Consider the following 19,039-nt stretch of genomic DNA (forward strand, 5'->3'; position numbering starts at 1 on the left):
GCTCAACGCCCCCACCCAACCCCACCGCCCAGCCCTGTGACAGTTCTGCATCCACCACGGGAATAAGAAAAAAAGCAAAAGCAAAAGCAAAAGCAGGCTTACGGGCTGCCGATGCTTTTGCTTTTGCTTTTTTATTTTTTCATCCGTGGCGGCGCACGGAGACTGTCGGGGGCTGGGCGGGTGGGGGCGGTGGGGGCGTGTCGCGCCAGGGATGGCGCGACGCGAGGCACGCAGGATGCAGCTTTTGCCGTCCCCCGCCGCCTCCACCCGCCCAGCCAAACCACAGAAACTCAGAAACCCCCCACCGCCACGAGGGGCTCAGCCGTTCGCCGCCCGCTCACGCTCAACGTCCGAGCTCGCCGCCGCCGCACTGCCACCCAACGCCTTGAACAGCGTCACATCGTTGTTGAGCTGATTCTGCCGCACGCCCGCCAGGGTCAGCTCGGCATTACGCCGCACCTGCTGTGCCTCCAGCCAATCGCGCAGGCTGGACGCGCCCACGCGGTAGCGCACCTCCTGCGCACGTTCGATCTCCACCGCTTCATCGTAGGACGCCTGTGAGGCCGCCACCTGGCGTGCAAGCTGTTCGCGCGCGGACAAGGCGTCGTCGACCTCCGAAAGGGCGGTATACAGGGTCTGTCGGAAACGCGTGGCCGCAATCTGGTAGTCGGTGCCGGCCAGGTCGGTGTTGAGCTGCGCGCGCTGCAGGTTGAGGAAGGGCAGGGCCAGCCCCGCACCCAGCGTGGCGACCGGATTGCGCAGGACCTCGCCCAACGAGGGACCGCGGGTGGTCACGCCACCGGTCAGGCTCAACGTGGGGTAGTAGCTGGTCGCGGTCACGCGGATGGCGAGCAGGCTGTTGCGCAGCTGCAGTTCGGCCGAACGCAGGTCCGGCCGGCGTGCGAGCAGGTCGGCCGGCACACCTTCGCCAATGGCCGGACTGCGGGCGGCGCGCAGGTCGCGGGGTTCGTCAGCCTGCGGCCACGGGGTGCCGTCGAGCAGCACGGTCAACGCATTGCGCACCTCCACCCGGCGCTGCTCCAGCGCGCTCTGGCTGCTGCGCCGGGACTCAAGCGCCTGCCGCGCCTGGCGTACCTCGAGCCCAGAGGCCGCTCCGGCGGAAAAACGCGCGTCCACCAGCTCCAGTGTGCGCTGTGCCTGGGCCAGGTCCGCTTCACCCGCGGCGACAGACTGGTTGAGGTAGGCCAGGTTCCAGTAGTAGGTGATCGCATCGCCAATGGCCAGCAGCAGGGTGTTCTGGCGATCCTCCTCAGAGGCCTGGGCCGCCCACACCGCCATGTCGCGCTGCGTGCGCAGCCGACCCCACAGATCCACTTCCCACTGCAGCGAGGCGCCGACGCTGTAATCACCAGTGCGCTGCCAATCAGCCGAACGGTCGATCGCCCGCGAGGTGCTGTACGTGGGCCCGGACAACGACGGCTGCGGCCGGACCGCATTGGCGGCCAGGCCGGCCTGCAGGCGGGCACGCTGCACGTTGAGGCTGGCAACGGCCAGGGCGTTGTTGACCCGCAGTACCTGGTCGACAAGCCGGTCCAGCTGCGGATCACCGAAGCCGGTCCACCACGCGTCCTGACGCACATCAGCGGGCGCCGCACCGTCCAGCGCGCTGCGCGGTGCCTGCACCGGCGCGTTCAGCGCCGCGTCGCCGCGGCCGTACACGGCAGCGACGACCGGTGCCTGCACCGGATAGCGGCCGGAGCTGGCACAGCCGGCCAGCGAGGCCAGCAGGGCCGCGGCCAGGATCACGGGCGACGGCCCGGAACGGAAAACATGCATGGGTAACCTCATTCGCGTGCCAACGCCTCTACCGGGTCCAGCTGGGCCGCGCTGCGTGCCGGCAGGAAGCCGAACGCCACGCCGATCAATGTCGAACAGGCGAACGCTGCGACGATCGACGCGGTCGAGAACACCATGCTGAACTCGCTCGACAGGCGTCCGAACGCCCAGCCCACGCCCAGCGCCAGACTCACCCCCAGCAGCCCGCCAAGCAGGCAGACCAGCACCGCCTCGATCAGGAACTGCTGGCGGATGTCGCTCTGCCGCGCGCCGACCGCCATGCGAACACCGATTTCCCGAGTGCGCTCGGTCACCGACACCAGCATGATGTTCATCACGCCGATACCGCCGACCAGCAGGGCGATGGCCGCGATCGCACCGATCAGCAGGGTCATCGTGCGCGTGGTCTGCTCGATCGTCTGGCGGATCTCGGCGCTGTTGCTGAGGAAGAAATCCTCGCTGCCATGGCGCAGTGTGAGCAGCTGGGTGATCGCCGCCTGCGCGGCGTCCATCGGGGTGTCATCGCGCACGCGCACGGTGATGCCGGAAATGGAGCGCTGCCCCAGCATCCGCGACATCGCGGTGGTATAGGGCACCCAGACCCCCAGGCTGGTGCTGCCGCCGAACCCGAAACCCTGTCGCTTGGCCACCCCGATCACCCGCACCGGTACCTTGCCCAGCAGGATCACCTGGCCCACCGGATCGCTGTCCGGGAAGAATTGTGTGCGCGTGTTTTCATCGATCACCGCAACCTGTGCCAGCGTGCGCACGGCCTCGGCATCGAACAGGCTGCCAGCGACCAGGCCCACGCCCTTGACCCGGAAGAACTGCTCGCCCACGCCGCTCACCGAGGCCGTCGCCGACTGGTTGCGGTAGCGTGCGGTGACCGAGGTGGAGACGTTGGGCGTGGCACTGTCGACATAGCTCTGCTGTGCCAGCGCCTCAGCGTCGCTGCCCTTGAGGGTCTGCACGCGGGACGAGCGCATGTCGCCGAACCCGCGCCCGGGGTAGACATCGATGGTATTGGTGCCCAGCGAACTGATGTTCTGCAGGATCTGTTGCTGTGAACCGTTGCCGAGTGCCACCACGGAAACCACCGAGGCGATGCCGATGATGATGCCCAGCATGGTCAGGAAGGTACGCAGGCGGTGCGCGTTCATCGCCAGCAGCGCCATGCGGAACGCTTCGGTGAAACGGTCACGCGTGGCCCGCCAGGTGCTGCCCTTGCCGGCGCCGATGCTTGGCGCGCGCTGCGCGCGGTAGCTCGGTGCCTTCTCGTTGCGGCGGTCGCCGATGATCTCGCCGTCGCGGATTTCGATGATGCGCTGGGCATGCTCGGCCACGCTCATGTCGTGGGTGACGATGATGATCGTGTGGCCTTCGGCGTGCAGCTCGCCGAGGATGCCCATCACTTCCTCGCCCGAGCGCGTATCGAGGGCACCGGTGGGCTCATCGGCCAGGATCACCTCGCCGCCGTTCATCAGCGCCCGCGCGATGGACACGCGCTGCTGCTGGCCCCCGGACAGCTGGCCGGGCTTGTGGTGCATGCGGTCGCCCAGACCAAGCCGCTGCAGCAGCTGGATGGCCCGCGCGCTGCGCTGCTCGCCCGGACTGCCGGCATACACCGCGGGCACCTCCACGTTGCCACGGGCATCGAGGTCACCCAGCAGGTGGTAGCGCTGGAAGATGAAGCCGAAATGTTCGCGGCGCAGTTCGGCCAGTTCGTCGGCCTGCATCTGCCCGGTCTCGCGCCCGGCCACCTGGTAGCTGCCGCGGGTGGGCCGATCCAGGCAGCCGAGGATGTTCATCAACGTGGACTTGCCGGAGCCGGACTGGCCCACGATGGCCACCATTTCGCCGGCATGGATGTCCAGGTGCACATCGCGCAGCACTGCGATGGTGTCCTCGCCGGCGGGGAATTCCCGGCGCAGGTCGCGCAGGCGCAGAAGGGGCGGTGTCATCGGCCGCGACCCATCGGCGGACCCATGCGCACGCTGGCACTGCCGCGCCCGGGCGAGGCCGCGCCGGTGCCTGCACCGGCTTCACCGACCACCACCCGCTCGCCTTCGGCCAGACCGGACAGCACCTCTGCCGAGGCGCCGTTGTTGATGCCTACCTTGATTTCACGAGGCTGCGGCAGGCCATCGGCGCCGACCACCCGTACGCGGCGCGTGCCGTCGCGGCCCTTCGGTCCCAGTGCGACCGAGGGCACCATCAGTACGCCCTTGGCTTCTTTCAGCAGCACCGATACCTGCGCGGTCATGTCGATGCGCAACGTGCCATCCGGGTTTTCCACATCGAACAGCGCGTTGTAATAGACCGCGCTGGTGGAACTTGACCCTGACGAGCTGGAGCTGGACGAGCTTTCGTTCGCGATCGACGCCGGTGCCGGGTTGATCTGCCGCAGCGTGGCGGTGTAGCGGCGGTCCGGATCGCCCAGGGTTGTGAAGTACACCGGCATGCCGGCCCTGATCTTGACCACGTCCGCTTCGGAGATCTCGGCGTTGACGGTGACCACGTCCAGCCGCGCCAGGATGACGATGGTGGGCGCGGTCTGGTTGGCGTTGACGGTGCGGCCTTCCTCGGTCACCACCGCCACCACCGTGCCATCCATCGGCGCGAGAATGCGGGTGTAGGCCAGGTTGGCGCGCGCCGTGGACACGGCGGTTTCACTGCCGGCGATCTGCGCCTGGCTCGACTGCACCTGCGCGCGGGCGGTGCGCAGCTGCGCTTCGGCCGCGTCGTATTCCTGCTGTGACGTGGCCTCGGCGGCCAGCATCTCGCGTTGCCGGGCATGGTCGAGCTCGGCCTTGCGCAGTGATGCCTGCTGTATCGCCAGCTGCGCCCGCTGCTGCTGCAGGGTGGACTCGGCACGCAGCACTTCGTTCTGCTGGGTGGTGGCATCGATCTCGGCGATGAGGTCGCCTTCCTTCACCGTGTCGCCCAGCTGCACCTTGAGTGATCTGACCTGGCCGGAGGCCTGTGCGCCGACACTGACCCGCTTGAAGGCATCGATGGTGCCGGTGGCTTCCACGGTCTGCTGGATGTCACCGCGGGTGACGGGCGTGGTGGCCAACGCGGGAGCAGCGGGCTTGCGCAGCGCTGAGGCGATGCCCAACGCGATGAGCACCAGGGCGACGGCGAGAAGCAGGAAACGACCGCGGCGGGTACGGGGCAGCAAGCGGAATTTCACGGGCGGGGCGACTCGGCAGGCCGCGGCGGCGGCGTCGCAGCTATTGTGCGAAGCCCTGCATGACGTTCTCAACGCTCAGCATGTGTCTGTATGTAACATCCGCACGCTGCGGGTGTTTCAATGTGTATCGGCAATCGTTTCAGATACAGTGGAATGCATTGCCCCGCGTGCGGTTCAGCGGCCGACAGGGGATGATTGCGTCATGGAGACCGTGAACCCGATGCACCGCCTGCTCATCGTCGATGACGACAACGACATCCGCAGCCTGCTCGCCGAACAGCTCGGCCGTGCCGGCTACCAGGTGAGTACAGCGGCCGATGGCGTGGGCATGCGCCAGGTGCTGGAGCGGGAGCACGTGGACCTGATCGTGCTCGACCTCAACCTGCCGCGCGAAGACGGCCTGACGCTGTGCCGGGACCTGCGCGCGCGCTCGGCCACGCCGGTGATCATGCTCACCGCGCGTGCCGAGCCGATCGATCGCGTGCTTGGCCTGGAGATGGGCGCCGACGATTACCTGGCCAAACCGTTCGAGCCGCGCGAGCTGCTGGCACGCATCCGCAACGTGCTGCGCCGGACCGAGGCGCTGCCGGCCAACATGGAGCCGCTGGCGATGCGCCGGGCGCGGTTCTCGCGCTGGCTGTTCGATCTCGAGCACCGCCACCTGGTTGATCCCGATGGTCGCGTCGTGGTGCTGTCCGGCGCGGAATTCCGCCTCCTGCGGGTGTTCGTGGCGCATGCCAACAAGGTGCTCTCGCGCGAGCAGCTGGTGGCGCTGAGCAGCGGCCGCAACTATGAAGCGCAGGATCGGGCGATCGACCTGCAGGTCAGCCGGCTGCGCAACCGCCTCGGCGACGATGGCGGACCGGATGGTCTGATCAAGACCGTACGCAACGAAGGCTATGTCCTGGCAACGGCGGTCACCCTGGAATGAGCGGGCTGCGCCGGTTCTTTGCCTCCATGGTGGGACGGCTGTTCGTGATCCTGATGCTGGGCATGAGCGTGGCGGCGGTCGGGGCCACGCTGCTGGCCGGCACCAAACGGCAGCAGGAATTCGAGCGGCAGAACCAGACCCGCATCGCGGACCGGCTGCAGGGCTTCGTCAACCTGCTCGACGAAAATCCGGAACTGCGCCAGCGCCTGCTCGCCACCGGCGGGCCGAGCGTGCGGCAGCTGCCCGCCGGCGCACGGCGCGGTCGCGAGGACGTGGCGCTGATGGACATGCTCGCCTCACGGCCAGGCCCGGTCGCCTCGGCGCAGGTGCGGTTCACCTCGTTTCGTTCCTGCCTGCCACGGCTGGCCGAGCTGCTGCCGCCGCATGAGCACCGCAGACGCACGCCGCGCGAACATGATCCGGCCTTCGTCCCGCCCCGTTGCCGCGCAGTCGAACTGACCCTCACCGATGGCACCACCCTGGCCCTGGCGCTGGAATCGCCGGCGGTGGCGCACAATGGGGTGCTGGCGGTGGACCCGTTGTTCCTGAGCCTGCTGGTGCTCGCCATTGCCGTGCTGGCCTATGTGGTTGCGCGCATGGCCAGTGCGCCGTTGCAGCGCCTGGCCGCTGCCGCGCAGGACCTCGGCGCGGACCTGCAGCGGGCGCCCATGCCGGTGACCGGCCCCCTGGAGGTACGGCGTGCGGCGCAGGCCTTCAATGCCATGCAGCAGCAGTTGCAGCGGCACCTTTCGGCACGCACGCAGATGCTCGCAGCCATCACCCATGACCTGCAGACCCCTGTGACCCGGCTGCGCCTGCGCCTGGAGAACGTTGCCGACGAGGCGCTGCGCGAGCGGCTGGTCGCGGATCTGGCGGCCATGCAGGCGCTGATCGGCGAAGGCCTGGAACTGGCGCGCAGTGCCGAGAGCGCCGAGCAGAAGGCGCCGCTGGACCTGGATTCGCTGCTGGAAAGCCTGGTGGAGGATGCGGTGGAGTCCGGTGCGTCGGCACAGTTCCAGGCCGGCTGCGGCGCAGTACCGATGCTCCGCCCGCTTGCCATGCGGCGCCTGTTCGCCAACCTGCTCGACAACGCGCTGATGTATGGCCACCAGGCCTGGGTGCGCGCCGACCAGGACGCCGACGGGCTGACCGTACGCATTGCCGATGATGGACCCGGACTGGCCGAACACGAACTGGAGGCCGTGTTCGATCCCTTCGTGCGCCTGGAGACCTCGCGTTCACGCCAGACCGGTGGTGCCGGGCTGGGGCTGACCATCGCGCGGGCGCTGGCCGAAAAGGATGGCGCGACGTTGAGCCTGCACAACCGCGCCGAGGGAGGACTGGAGGCGCGCGTGCACTGGCCCCGCCCGCGCCGGAACGGCGACCGCCCATCGGGCTGAGCCCCATCACCGTGCGGATTTGCCTATCATGCGCGTTCCTGACGACGCTCCGCCGCATGCACCAGACCTTCTGCCCCCTGGACACCCCGGGTGCCCCACGCGTGAGCGTGCGGGTGTGCGCCCGCGTGCCGCGGAGACTGCCGGGACGATGATGCGCTGCGTGGGGGAGGGCGTTGCAGTCGAGGCGAACAGGGAGCCGATGGGGCTGGGACAGGCGCTGTCATGGCTGCTCGCGCTGGCATGGCTGCTGTCGGCGCTGGTCCCTGTGGCGTTGGCACAGCCACGCAGCGAGAGCGGCTCGCCGCCGCTGCGCGACTACGCCATCGATGTCTGGACCTCGCGCAACGGGCTGCCGCACAACTCGCTGCGCGACATCGCGCAGACGCCCGAAGGCCACCTCTGGTTCGCCACCTGGGAAGGCCTGGTGCGCTACAACGGCCTGGATTTCACCGTGTTCGACCGCAGCACGCGCCCCGGCGTCCCGGACAACGGCATCGGTGCGCTGCTGGTGGATCGCCAGGGTGGCCTGTGGATCAGCGACTCCCGCGGCAACGTGACCTACCGTGCCGCCGACGGCCGCTGGACCGTGCGTCCGCGCGAAGCGCACAGCCCGCAGGTGCTGATCAACGACATGGACATGGACAGCCATGGCCGCCTGTGGCTGCTTTACGAGGGCAAGGGGCTGGGCGCGCTGGAGCCCGACGGCCGCTTCCAGTACCAGCCGCCGCCGGCCGACCTGCCCATGGCGCTGAGCTTCACCAAGATGGTGGTCGATGCGCAGGACCGGGTATGGGTGGGCACGCTGGACGGGCTGGTGCTGCGCGACAACGATGGCGTGCTCAAGCGCGCGCCCGCCGCCTGGGGCGTGGGCGAAGGCCTGGTGTGGCCGTACCGCGCGCCGGATGGGGTGGTGTGGATTGTTGCCGGTGAGCGAATCTACCGATTGCAGGAAGACCGCCTGGTGCTGGAGCACCGGATTCCCGGGCAGATCCACATGACGGCGATGCTGCAGGACCGTCATGGCGATCTGTGGCTGGGCACCGAGAACCAGGGGCTGCTGCGGATTTCCCGGCACGGCCTGGAACGGCTGCCGGCCGGCCTGAATCTCCCCGGAGGCCGCGTGGTGAGCCTGCGCGAAGATGCCGAAGGCAGCATCTGGGTAGGCGCCAACGGCGGCCTGTACCGCCTGCGCGAGACCCTTTTCAGCAGCTTCACCGAACGTGACGGGCTGAGCGGCGAGTACGTGCGCACCGTGCTCGAAGACCGGCAGGGCGTGCTGTGGGTGGGCAGCGCGAGCGGGCTCGACCGCCGCGACCGGGAGGGTCGTTTCAGCCCGGTGCCGCTCAACAACCGCGGCGGCAAGGCGCCCTCGGTGCTGAGCATGGCGCAGGGGCGCGAGGGCGATCTGTGGGTCGGCACATTCGGTGACGGCGTGTTCCGCTTGGATCCACAGGGCCGCCGCCTGCATACCTACGATGTGGAAGAGGGCATGCCCGGTGGCAACATCCGGGCCATGAGCGTGGACCGCCAGGGCGTGGTGTGGGCGGGCACCCAGAAGGGCGTGGTGCGCATCGACGCCGGGGGGGTGAGCGTGCCGAAGGCGGCGGGGCTGCCAACCGCCCTGGTCACCGCGCTGGCCCATGACCGGAATGACGATCTCTGGATCGGTACGATCGAAGGCGTGCGGGTACTGCGTGGCAACACCGTGCAGGCCATCGACCTCACCGCGCTGGGCGGCGGCCGCAGCGTCTTCGGCTTCCAGCAGATCGGCGATGCCATGTGGATCAGCAGCGACCGCGGCCTGTACCGCTACCAGCAGGGCCGGCTGGCGCGCGTCGGCCTGGAGCAGGGCATGCCGGTGGACACGGTCTTCCAGCTGGTGCCCGACCGCGTGGGCAATGTGTGGATCAGCAGCAACCGCGGCGTCCTGCGCACGGACATGAGCATGCTCAATGAAGTGGCCGATGGACGTTCACCGAGTGTGACGGTGGAGCGCTACAACGAGATTGACGGCATGGCCAACTCGCAGGCCAACGGCAGCTCCGGTCCGGCGGCGATCCTGCGCCGCGATGGCACGTTCTGGGTGGTCACCGCCGGTGGGCTCAGTACGGTCGATCCATTGCGCCTGCAGCGCTTCCGCGAGCGCCTGGCGCCGCCGGCGGCGATCGAGGCGGTGCAGGTGGATGGTCAGACCATCCACTGGGAAGGCGCCGACCGCAACCGGATCGAGGGCGGCAAGCGGCTGGCCGTCAGTTTCGTCGGCCTGAGCTACCTGATGTCCGAGCGTATCCGCTACCGTACGCGCCTTGACGGACTGGACAGCGGCTGGGTGGAGCGCGGACAGCAGCGCAGCGTGGAGTTCATCGGCCTGCCGCCGGGCGATTACACCCTGCATGTGGCGGCCGCGCATCCGGGCGGTGCCTGGGGCGACACCGAGGCGCTGTGGTCGTTCACGGTCGAGCCGTTCTGGTGGCAGCGGCACAGCGTCCAGGCACTGCTCGGTGGGCTGCTGCTGGCCGCGCTGGTGGCGCTGTACCTGTATTTGATCAATCGCTACAAGATGAGCAACATCCGCCTGGCGCGCCTGGTGGACGAGGCCACCCGTGACCTGCAGTCGCAGACGGTGAACCTGCAGGCGCTCAACGCCGAGAAGAGCCAGCTGGTGGACAGGCTGGCGCTGCAGAGCGAGGCCTTCGAACGCCAGGCCCGCGAGGACGCGCTGACCAGCTTGCCCAATCGGCGGGCGTTCGACGAAGCGCTGGCGCGCGACTTCGCCCGCGCGCAGCGCAGTGGCCACCCGCTATGCCTGGTGGTGCTGGATATCGACCACTTCAAGGATGTCAACGACCGTCACTCGCACAGCGTGGGTGACACCGTCCTGGCCGAGGTTGCCGACCTGCTGGCCTCGGCCTGCCGGGATTCGGACATGCCTGCGCGGACCGGCGGCGAGGAGTTCGCCCTGCTGCTCAACGACACGCGGCTGGAGGAGGCCGCCCAGGTCTGCGCCCGCCTGCGCGGGCTGTTCCATGACCGCGCGGACTGGGCCGGCGTGGCCGGCCTGCGCGTCACCTTCAGTGCCGGTCTGGTCGAGATGGATGCCGGCGACCGCACGCCCAAGCTGCTCTACCAGCGCGCCGACCGGGCGCTGTACCGCGCCAAGAGCGATGGTCGCGACCGCACCAGCATCGGCTGAGCTGCGCTGGCCCGCCGCTGCCGCTCAGCGCGGCCAGGCGTTGGCGATGGTGCAGAACAGCTTTGCTGTCTGCTCGGTGTCATACACCGCGCTGTGTGCCTCGTTGGCGTCCCAACCCAGGCCGGCGGCGGCGGCCGCGCGCGCCAGCACCGTCTGCCCATAGGCGATCCCGGCCAGCGTTACCGTATCGAACACGCTGAACGGGTGGAACGGATTGCGCTTGTGGGCGGTGCGCTCGACCGCGGCGTTGATGAAGCCGAGATCGAAGTGCGCGTTGTGGCCCACCAGGATCGCGCGCTGGCAGCCATGCTTTTTCATCGCCGCGCGGACCGGATTGAAGATGTGGTCCAGCGCGGCCTTCTCTTCCTTGGCCAGCCGGAAGGGATGGTCCAGCACGATGCCGGTGATCTCCAGCGACTTGGGGTCGATGTCCAGCCCCGGCGCCGGGACCACGTGCGCACTGGCGGTCTCGCCGGGATACAGGTACCCGTCCTCGTCCATCTCGATCGGCACCGCAGCGATCTCGAGCAGCGCGTTGCGACGGCTGTCGAAGCCCCCGGTCTCCACGTCCACCACGACCGGCAGGAAGCCTCGGAAGCGCTGTGACATCGGGCGGAACAGGGGCGCAGGAGACGGACCGGCGGCGTCGGTGGAAGATGGCACGGGGGGTTGAGTCATCGCTGAATTCTAGCAGACAGGCTCGCCTGGGCCTGTTTTGCGCGTCGGCTGATCGCCACGGCACCGGCCGCAAGCGCAAGCAGCGCACACACGCCGCCGGCGACAGGCTCCAGCCAGGCCACCAGAACGGCCACCGCACCCAGCAGGACGGGCACCGTGGCCGGATGCAGGCGCGGCGAAGGCTGAGCGGGCACGGGGCGCGAGGCGAACCACGCATCCACGCTCACACGGCCCGCACCGCCGAACAGCAGCGGCAGCAGCATGGCCACAAACAGCAGCGGCAACTTGAAATTGCCGGAACCCTGATCGGTGATGGCATAGCCCATCAGCAGGCCATCCAGTCCTTCGTACATCATCGGCCAGTGCACCGCCGCCGTGGCCACCACTGTCACCGCCAGCAGGCTGGCGGCAGCCACGCGGGTGCCAAGTCCCAGCAGCAGGCATGTGCCGGCCAGCAGTTCGGTGGCGGCGGCCAGGGTCCAGTTGAGGTCAGGCGGCAGCAGATCGAAGGGGAAAGGGAAATCCATCTGGATTTCAGCGAACCAGTTTTCACCCTGCCATTTCATCCAGCCCGCTTCGATGAACTCCCACGCCAGCAGAATGCGCAGGCCCAGCGGGGCCAGCCAGGGTGCGAGCAGGTCAAGCTGCCCATGGATGGCACGCGGTAACGACGTCTTCATGTCAGGCCTCCTGTGGATCGAGGGTAGGGGACGGTTGACCGATGACACCCTGCGCGCTGAGCTGCTGCAGCAGGGTGCAGAACGGGCTCTGCAGTGCGTCAGGATCCAGACCGTGCAACTGCGCCAGTTCACCCAGGTAGGTGGCGCCGGTCCGGCCCGGGCGGGCGCCGATGGCATGCAGGAGCTGCGCGGCCAGGGCGCCGAGTACGGAAAACCGGACCTGTCCTTGCCCGTCGCGTCGCACCAGCAGCGTGGTCGGCTCGGCAGGAGGGCGGTCCGGTGCGGGCCCGGCACCGAGCTGGTGCACTGGCCAGTGATAGAACAGGGCGCAGGCCAGCGGGGAACACTGCAGGGGTTGATCGAGCAAGGGCGCGGCCGACAGCGGTTGCAGCGGACGCGCGTCCATCTGGTACAGCGCCGTCTCCACCCACTCGTAGTGCGCCAGTTCGGCCAGCGCAGGGTGCGGCAGCGCACTGTGGGCCTGGAGCCACTGCACGAACTCGGCGGCAAGTTCGGTGAACAGCGGCGCCTGGCTGCGATGCGCCTTCAGGAACTCCAGGACCAGGGCATCGAAGGCCTCCGGGCCCAGCAGCGTCACGCAGACCGGAAATGCGTTTTCCAGCAGTCCGGTGAGATTGCCGCGGATGAGCCGGCGATAGATGGCCATCCGGGTTGCATCGAGCGTGGACGGGGCCTGTGCTGCAGGATCCCTCAGGTAATGGGTGAAGGCGTGCTGCATCGCTTGCAGCGGGGCGACGGGTTCATGCATGGGCGGCTCCCGTGTGCAGGGCGAGCAGCCGCTGCACGGTCTGCAGTTCCTCGCGCAGCTGGGAATAGGGCGGAATGTTGAAGTCACGCTCCAGCAGCGTGGGGCGCGCACCGAAGCGCTGGTAGGTGCGTTCAAGCAGCTGCCACACCGGATCGTTGACGTCCGCACCGTGCGTGTCGATCTTCAGTGAAGCGGATTCGTCATGGTGACCGGCCACGTGCAGGCAGGCGATGCGTTCGGCGGGCAGGCCCGCAATGAACGCGTCGGCGTCGTAACCGTGGTTGAAGGCATTGACGAACACATTGTTGACGTCAAGCAACAGGTCGCAGTCCGCTTCGGCGAGCACGGCGCGGACGAACGTCAACTCGTCCATGCACGGGGCGGGAGACACGTAATAGGAGATGTTCTCCACCGCGATGCGCCGCTGCAGGATGTCCTGCACCTGACGGATGCGCGCTGCCGTATGGCGGACCGCTTCTTCGGTGAAAGGCAGGGGAAGCAGGTCGTAGAGATGCCCTTCATCGCTGCAGTAGCTCAGGTGCTCGCTGTACAGCGGCACGTGGTGGGTATCGAGGAACCGGCCGATCTGGCCGACAAGTACGGTGTCCAGTGGCGCGGTACTGCCCAGCGAAAGGGACAGGCCATGGCAGGTCAGGCGGTGGCGGTGACTCAGCTCGGCGAGCTGCTCGCCGGGCCGACCGCCGACGTGGATCCAGTTCTCCGGCGCGCACTCAAGGAAATCGAAGTCCCCTGCAGGCGCCTGCAACAGCGCGTCCAGCAGCGAGCGGCGGAGGCCAAGCCCGGCTGCCGCGTGGGGCAGCGGCAGCCGGGCGATAGAGGCGTCGCGGGACACGTCAGTGCTTTCCAGCGGCCTTGGCAGCGCCCTTGCCTTTGTCAGCGCCGCACTTGCCTTCGCCGCACTTGCCTTCGGCCTGCTTGCCCTTGGTCGCCCCACACTTGCCCTCCCCGCACTTGCCTTCGGCCTGCTTGCCCTTGCTGGCGCCGCACTTGCCTTCACCACACTTGCCTTCAGCCGCCTTGTGACTGTCGACGGAGGCCACCGCGACCTGGTAGCCGTGGCCCAGTTCGTGGTTGCCCAGTGCAGAGGCCGCGCTGGCCATGCCCAGTCCAACGACCAGGGCGCCGGTGGCGAGAAGATTCAGGTGCTTGTTGGAGATGTTCATCGCGTTGTTTCCTTTCCAGTGGGTGGGAACCATGCACTCGGCGTGGTGGAGAGAGGTTGCCGATCGGCATCTCTCGGAATCCTCCCCAAGACTTCAACATTTCGTCAGAACGTTGGCCTGTTTACTGATGGCGTACCGAGTGCGGGACGGATACTGGAAGGCAGAAGCCCTTGGTTACATGGGCGCGTGCGTCGGCGCGGAGAGTTCGGGCAGCGGCCGTCCCGAGCTGCCGGAAAATCCGCGTGTTCGCTGTCTGCGTGGGCGGCTGGCCGGTGGACGTTCAGCCCGGTGTTGCCAGATACGACAGGCGCGGGGTCTGCGTGTGGCGCAGATGGCCGCGGGCAACGTTCACGCCAGGCCGGTCCCGCACAGCACAACAGCCGCGGCACGCAAGCGCGCACGCGGCTGTTCTGTCTTTTCACGTCGAAGGGCTACGTTGAAAGCGTCAACGCCGAGGCGAGGAGGGCCTCCGGAGCGGGCGCGTCCCCTCGAGGACGGCCACCGCCCGGGGCGGTGGCCGGGGCAGGGCGGACTCAGACGTGGTCGGTGCTTGAGGTCTCGTCGCGCTTTTCACGCGGCGGGAGCGGCTGCTCGCCGTGCACCAGGAACCACACGTTCTCGGCGATGTTGGTGGCGTGATCGCCGACGCGTTCCAGGTTCTTGGCCATGAACAGCAGATGGGTGCACGGGGTGATGTTGCGCGGGTCTTCCATCATGTAGGTGAGCAGCTCGCGGAACAGCGCGGTGTACTGCGCGTCCAGCCGGGCATCGTCCTCGCGCAGCGCCAGCGCGGCCTCGACATCGTTGTCGCGGTAAGCCTCGATGGCACGGCGCACCTGTTGCGCGGCGAGCCGTCCAAGTGCGCGCATGCCCTGGATCTGCGGCAACGGCGGCACCTTGGACAGCGCGATGGAGCGCTTGGCCACGTTGGCGGCGTAATCGCCGATGCGTTCGATGTCGGCGGGAATACGCAGGCCGGCAAGGATCTCACGCAGGTCGCGCGCCATCGGTCCGCGCAGCGAAAGACGCATCACGTCGTGGCTGATCTGCTGCTCCAGCGCGTCGATCGCCTCGTCGTTGGCGATGATGCGTTGAGCGGCGTTCTCATCGCGGCGTTCGATGACATCCATCGACGCCTCGAGCTGGGCCACGGCCATCTCACCCATGCGCACGATTTCAGCCACCAGGCGCTGCTGTTCTTCGTCGTAGCTCTTGACGATGTGGTCGTTGGGAATGCTCATGCTGTCTGTTCCAGGAGTTCGTGGTCCGGCATCAGCCGAAACGACCGGTGATGTAATCCTCGGTCTGCTGCTTCGAGGGCTGGGAGAAGATCACTTCAGTGCGGTCATGCTCGATCAGGTCGCCCAGGTACATGAAGGCGGTGTAATCGGACACACGTGCAGCCTGCTGCATGTTGTGGGTGACGATCACGATCGTGTAGTCATGCTTGAGCTCTTCCACCAGCTGCTCGATGCGGCTCGTGGAGATGGGATCGAGCGCCGAGGTCGGCTCATCCAGCAGCAGCACGTCCGGGCGAAGGGCCACGGCGCGGGCGATGCACAGGCGCTGCTGCTGTCCGCCGGACAGGCCCAGTGCGCTCTGGTTGAGCTTGTCCTTCACTTCGTCCCACAGCGCGCCCTGGCGCAGGGCGTGCTCGACCCGGTCGTTCATGTCCGCCTTGGACAGGCGCTCGTGGTGGCGGATGCCGTAGGCCACGTTCTCGAAGATGGTCATCGGGAACGGGACCGGCTTCTGGAACACCATGCCGACCTTGCTGCGCAGGCGGTTCATCGGGTACTTCGGTGACAGGATGTTCTCGCCGTCGAGCAGTACTTCGCCGCGCGCTTCCATCTTGGGATACAGCGCGTAGATGCGGTTGAAGATGCGCAGCAGGGTGGACTTTCCGCACCCGGAGGGCCCGATCAGCGCCGTGACGCGCTTCTCCGGGATCTCCAGCTCGATGCCTTTGAGCGCATGGAATTTGTCGTAGTAGAAGTCCAGTCCGCGCGCCGCCAGCTTGACCGGCGCCGGCGTGGACAGCGATTCATGCGAAGACGGCACCACGATGCGCTGCATCGGCACGGCGTTGGAAAGATCGTTCATGGCAGGGTCCGCGGAAAGGTCAGTCATGGGAGATACGGTTGCGCAGCAGGATGCCGCGCGCGCCGAGGCTGATGAGCAGCACGAAGAGGGTGAGCACGAGGGCGCCTGCCCAGGCCAGGACCTGCCAGGATTCATACGGGCTGCCGGCGAACTGGTTCATCACCACCGGCACCGAGGCCATCGGCTGGAACACGTTGCTGCTCCAGTACTGGTTGCCGAAAGCGGTGAACAGCAGCGGCGCGGTCTCGCCGGAGATGCGCGCCAGCGCCAGCAGGATGCCGGTCACGATACCCGCCGAGGCGCTGCGGTACAGGACCTGCACGGTCACCTTCCACTGTGGAATGCCGAGCGACAGCGCCGCTTCGCGCATCTGCGAGGGCACCAGCCGCAGCATTTCATCGGTGGTGCGCACGACGACGGGCAGTACGATGAACGACAGGGCCAACGCGCCAGCGAAGGCGGAGAAGCGGCCACCGGTCTGCATCACGAACAACGTGTAGATGAACAGACCGAGCACGATGGAGGGTGCCGACAGCAGGATGTCGTTGACGAAGCGCACTACGGTACCTGCCTTGCGGAAGTTGCCGTACTCGGCCAGCCAAGTGCCGGCGAGCACGCCCAGCGGGGTGCCGATGGCAATGGCGATGGCGCACATCACCGCGCTGCCGTAGAACGCGTTGGCCAGGCCACCTTCCTGCATCGGCGGCGGGGTCATCTGGGTGAAAAGCGCCCAGTTGATGCCCGGCAGGCCCTTGGCGAACAGTGTCCAGAGGATCCAGCCGAGGAAGAACAGGCCGAACAGCGCGGTGACGCAGGAGAGCAGGATGGCGATCACGTTGCCGATGCGACGGCGCAGGTACAGCGGATTGACGGAGCTGGACATCAGTTGCCCTCCTTGCGGGACAGGCGCATCAGCATGAGGCGGGCGATCGCAAGCACCACGAAGGTGACGATGAACAGCACGAAGCCGAGCAGCAGCAGCGCCGAGCGATAGGTTTCGGTGGCCTCACCGAAGTCGTTGGCGATCAGCGCGGCGATGGTGGTGCCCGGTTCCAGCAGTGAAGGCGTCAGGCGCACGCTGTTGCCGATCACGAAGGCCACTGCCATGGTCTCGCCCAGGGCACGGCCGAGGCCCAGGAAGATGCCGCCGATCACCGCCGAGCGGGTGTACGGCAGCACGATGTCCCAGCTCACTTCCCACTTGGTGGATCCCAGCGCATAGGCGGACTCCTTCAGGCGGGTGGGGACGGTCAGGAACACTTCGCGCATCACCGAGGAGATGAACGGAATCACCATGATGGCCAGCACGAAGCCGGCGGTGAGCATGCCGATGCCCAGGGGCGGGCCCTGGAACACCGGACCGATCACCGGCCATTGCCCCAGCGTGTCGTTGAGGAACGGGGTGACGTACTCGGTCATCATCGGCACCAGCACGAACAGGCCCCACATGCCGTAGATGATCGAGGGAATGCCCGCCAGCAGCTCGATGGCCGTGCCGACCGGGCCGCGCAGCCAGCGCGGTGCGACCTCGGTGAGGAAGAAGGCGATGCCGAAGCTGACCGGCACCGCGATCACCATCGCGATCAGCGCGGTCACCAGCGTGCCGTAGATGGGCACCAGCGCACCGTACTTGTTCTCGACCGGGTTCCAGTCAGCCGAGTAGAAGAAGCTCAGGCCCTGCGTTTCCAGCGCGTGGCGTCCACCCCACAGCATGGACAGCGCCGCGCAGGCGAGGGCGACGAGGACGAAGACAACAGTGCTGACCAGCACCCAGCGGAAAATACGGTCGTTGCGGGCATCACGCAGGTCGCGCGTGGAAAGTTCGGCTACAGGCGGGGCGATGGCATTCATGGGATGGGCGGCGCAGCCATGTGGAGGGCAGGGTGACGCGGTCGTGCGGAAGAGGCGCCCACACGGGGTGGGCGCCCTGCGTGCATCACTTCAGTTCAGTGGCCCAGTACGCTTCGATCTGCGTCACCAGCTCGGCCGGCAGCGGAACGTAGTGCAGCTCGTTGGCCTGGGCCTGGCCGCTTTCGAAGGCCCACTTGAAGAAGGCCAGCGCATCCTGGTTGCGCTTGGCATCCTTGGGCTGCTTCTGCATCAGCATGAAGTTGGTGGCGGTGATCGGCCACGCCTGCTCACCGGGCGCGTTGGTGATCACCAGGTTGAAATCCTTGGCGCTGGCCCAGTCGGCGCTGGCGGCGGCGGCAGCGAAGCTCTCCGCGTTGGGCTGCACCCAGGTGCCTGCCGCGTTCTGCAGGGCGGTGTAGGGCATGCTGTTCTGCAGCGCGTAGGCCAGTTCGACGTAGCCGATGGATCCCTTCATCTGCTTCACGTACGAGGCCACGCCCTCGTTGCCCTTGCCACCCACGCCGTCGACCCACTGCACGGAGGTGCCTTCGCCGACCTTGCTCTTCCAGTCCGCGCTGACCTTGGAGAGATAATTGGTGAAGTTGAACGTGGTGCCGGAGCCGTCGGAGCGGTGGACGAGGGTGATCTTGCCGTCGGGCAGGGCCACGCCCGGGTTTGCCGCCACGATGGCCGGGTCGTTCCAGGTGGTGATCTTGCGCAGGAAGATGTCCGCCAGCACGGTGCCGCTCAGGCGCAGCTGGCCCGGCGCCAGGCCGTCGATGTTGACCACCGGCACCACGCCGCCGATGGCCGAGGGGAACTGGGCCAGGCCGGCCTGGGCAAGCTCTTCGCTGCTCAGCGGCTTGTCGGAGGAACCGAAGTCCACCGTGCCGGCCTTGATCTGGGCGATGCCGCCGCCCGAGCCGATCGACTGGTAGTTTATCTTGGCGCCTGTGGCGGCGTTGTAATCGGCCGACCATTTGGAGACCAGGGGGAAGATGAAGGACGCGCCAGCACCGGAAACTTCGGCGGAGGTCTGCGCGCCCGCCGCCGGGGCGGCGGTCTGGCCGTTGCCGGCAGGCTGCTGCGCGGTCTGCTCGCCGCTGCCGCCACACGCGGACAGGGCGAGGGCAAGGGCCAGCGAAAGGGTGGCCAGGCCGGCCGTCTGCAGTTTCATGCGTCACTCCATAGCGGATTGTGCTGGCCGAGCCAGCGGTTGCCGCTATGAAATGATGTTTTTGTTACAGCCTGATGACTCAG

At 67.5% G+C, this 19,039-nt stretch carries 16 protein-coding genes; 3 read left to right on the top strand and 13 right to left on the bottom strand.

What is annotated here, in order from left to right:
• Positions 1-318: 318 nt before the first annotated feature.
• From FHY09_RS09640 to FHY09_RS09650, 3 genes are read right to left on the bottom strand one after another with little or no spacing between them, the layout of a single operon-like run.
• Positions 319-1,797, bottom strand: a complete 1,479-nt coding sequence (locus FHY09_RS09640; RefSeq protein WP_456362768.1) for an efflux transporter outer membrane subunit — start codon at positions 1,795-1,797, stop codon at positions 319-321.
• 8 nt (positions 1,798-1,805) lie between these two features.
• Positions 1,806-3,758, bottom strand: coding sequence for a MacB family efflux pump subunit (locus FHY09_RS09645; RefSeq protein WP_166926621.1), 1,953 nt, complete (start codon positions 3,756-3,758; stop codon positions 1,806-1,808).
• The gene (locus FHY09_RS09650) at positions 3,755-4,990 is read right to left on the bottom strand and encodes an efflux RND transporter periplasmic adaptor subunit (RefSeq protein ID WP_166926623.1); all 1,236 of its coding nucleotides are present in this window, start codon (positions 4,988-4,990) and stop codon (positions 3,755-3,757) included. The genes FHY09_RS09645 and FHY09_RS09650 overlap by 4 nt, the downstream gene beginning before the upstream one ends.
• A 202-nt stretch (positions 4,991-5,192) precedes the next feature.
• Between FHY09_RS09650 and FHY09_RS09655 the strand changes: the two genes are divergently transcribed.
• The 3 genes from FHY09_RS09655 (at position 5,193) to FHY09_RS09665 (ending at position 10,514) form a co-directional block, all read left to right on the top strand.
• Entirely contained in the window at positions 5,193-5,921 is a 729-nt protein-coding gene (locus FHY09_RS09655; protein WP_166926625.1) for a response regulator, read from the top strand.
• Positions 5,918-7,321 carry an ATP-binding protein gene (locus tag FHY09_RS09660; RefSeq protein ID WP_166926627.1) on the top strand — a complete coding sequence of 468 codons (1,404 nt, stop codon included), beginning with the start codon at positions 5,918-5,920 and terminating at the stop codon, positions 7,319-7,321. Before FHY09_RS09655 ends, FHY09_RS09660 begins: the two co-directional genes overlap by 4 nt.
• Before the next feature lie 199 nt (positions 7,322-7,520).
• Positions 7,521-10,514, top strand: coding sequence for a ligand-binding sensor domain-containing diguanylate cyclase (locus tag FHY09_RS09665; protein ID WP_166926629.1), 2,994 nt, complete (start codon positions 7,521-7,523; stop codon positions 10,512-10,514).
• A 24-nt stretch (positions 10,515-10,538) separates the two neighbouring features.
• Here FHY09_RS09665 and rnt read toward each other — a convergent pair whose 3' ends face one another.
• The 10 genes from rnt to pstS all read right to left on the bottom strand — a co-directional run bounded on the left by rnt (position 10,539) and on the right by pstS (position 18,956).
• Positions 10,539-11,123: a ribonuclease T gene (gene rnt, locus FHY09_RS09670; protein WP_166926966.1), complete on the bottom strand. Its 585-nt coding sequence runs from the start codon at positions 11,121-11,123 to the stop codon at positions 10,539-10,541.
• Between the two features lie 65 nt (positions 11,124-11,188).
• The gene (locus FHY09_RS09675; RefSeq protein WP_166926631.1) at positions 11,189-11,872 is read right to left on the bottom strand and encodes an HvfX family Cu-binding RiPP maturation protein; all 684 of its coding nucleotides are present in this window, start codon (positions 11,870-11,872) and stop codon (positions 11,189-11,191) included.
• A gap of 1 nt (position 11,873) precedes the next feature.
• A complete protein-coding gene (locus tag FHY09_RS09680) occupies positions 11,874-12,641 on the bottom strand; it encodes an HvfC family RiPP maturation protein (RefSeq protein ID WP_166926633.1) in 768 nt (255 codons plus the stop codon).
• Positions 12,634-13,509 (bottom strand): HvfB family MNIO-type RiPP peptide maturase, encoded by an 876-nt coding sequence (locus FHY09_RS09685; RefSeq protein ID WP_456362786.1) that lies wholly within the window; start codon positions 13,507-13,509, stop codon positions 12,634-12,636. Before FHY09_RS09685 ends, FHY09_RS09680 begins: the two co-directional genes overlap by 8 nt.
• Positions 13,496-13,825 (bottom strand): HvfA family oxazolone/thioamide-modified RiPP metallophore, encoded by a 330-nt coding sequence (locus FHY09_RS09690; protein ID WP_166926635.1) that lies wholly within the window; start codon positions 13,823-13,825, stop codon positions 13,496-13,498. Before FHY09_RS09690 ends, FHY09_RS09685 begins: the two co-directional genes overlap by 14 nt.
• A gap of 533 nt (positions 13,826-14,358) precedes the next feature.
• Positions 14,359-15,066 (bottom strand): phosphate signaling complex protein PhoU, encoded by a 708-nt coding sequence (phoU, locus tag FHY09_RS09695; protein ID WP_166926637.1) that lies wholly within the window; start codon positions 15,064-15,066, stop codon positions 14,359-14,361.
• Between the two features lie 31 nt (positions 15,067-15,097).
• Entirely contained in the window at positions 15,098-15,928 is an 831-nt protein-coding gene (gene pstB, locus FHY09_RS09700) for a phosphate ABC transporter ATP-binding protein PstB (RefSeq protein WP_166926639.1), read from the bottom strand.
• Positions 15,929-15,947: 19 nt separating this feature from the next.
• A complete protein-coding gene (gene pstA, locus FHY09_RS09705) occupies positions 15,948-16,811 on the bottom strand; it encodes a phosphate ABC transporter permease PstA (RefSeq protein WP_166926642.1) in 864 nt (287 codons plus the stop codon).
• Positions 16,811-17,779, bottom strand: a complete 969-nt coding sequence (gene pstC / locus FHY09_RS09710) for a phosphate ABC transporter permease subunit PstC (protein WP_166926644.1) — start codon at positions 17,777-17,779, stop codon at positions 16,811-16,813. Before pstC ends, pstA begins: the two co-directional genes overlap by 1 nt.
• An 85-nt stretch (positions 17,780-17,864) precedes the next feature.
• Positions 17,865-18,956: a phosphate ABC transporter substrate-binding protein PstS gene (pstS, locus tag FHY09_RS09715; RefSeq protein WP_166926646.1), complete on the bottom strand. Its 1,092-nt coding sequence runs from the start codon at positions 18,954-18,956 to the stop codon at positions 17,865-17,867.
• Positions 18,957-19,039 lie beyond the last annotated feature (83 nt).

The organism is Xanthomonas sp. 60 (genome assembly GCF_011761925.1).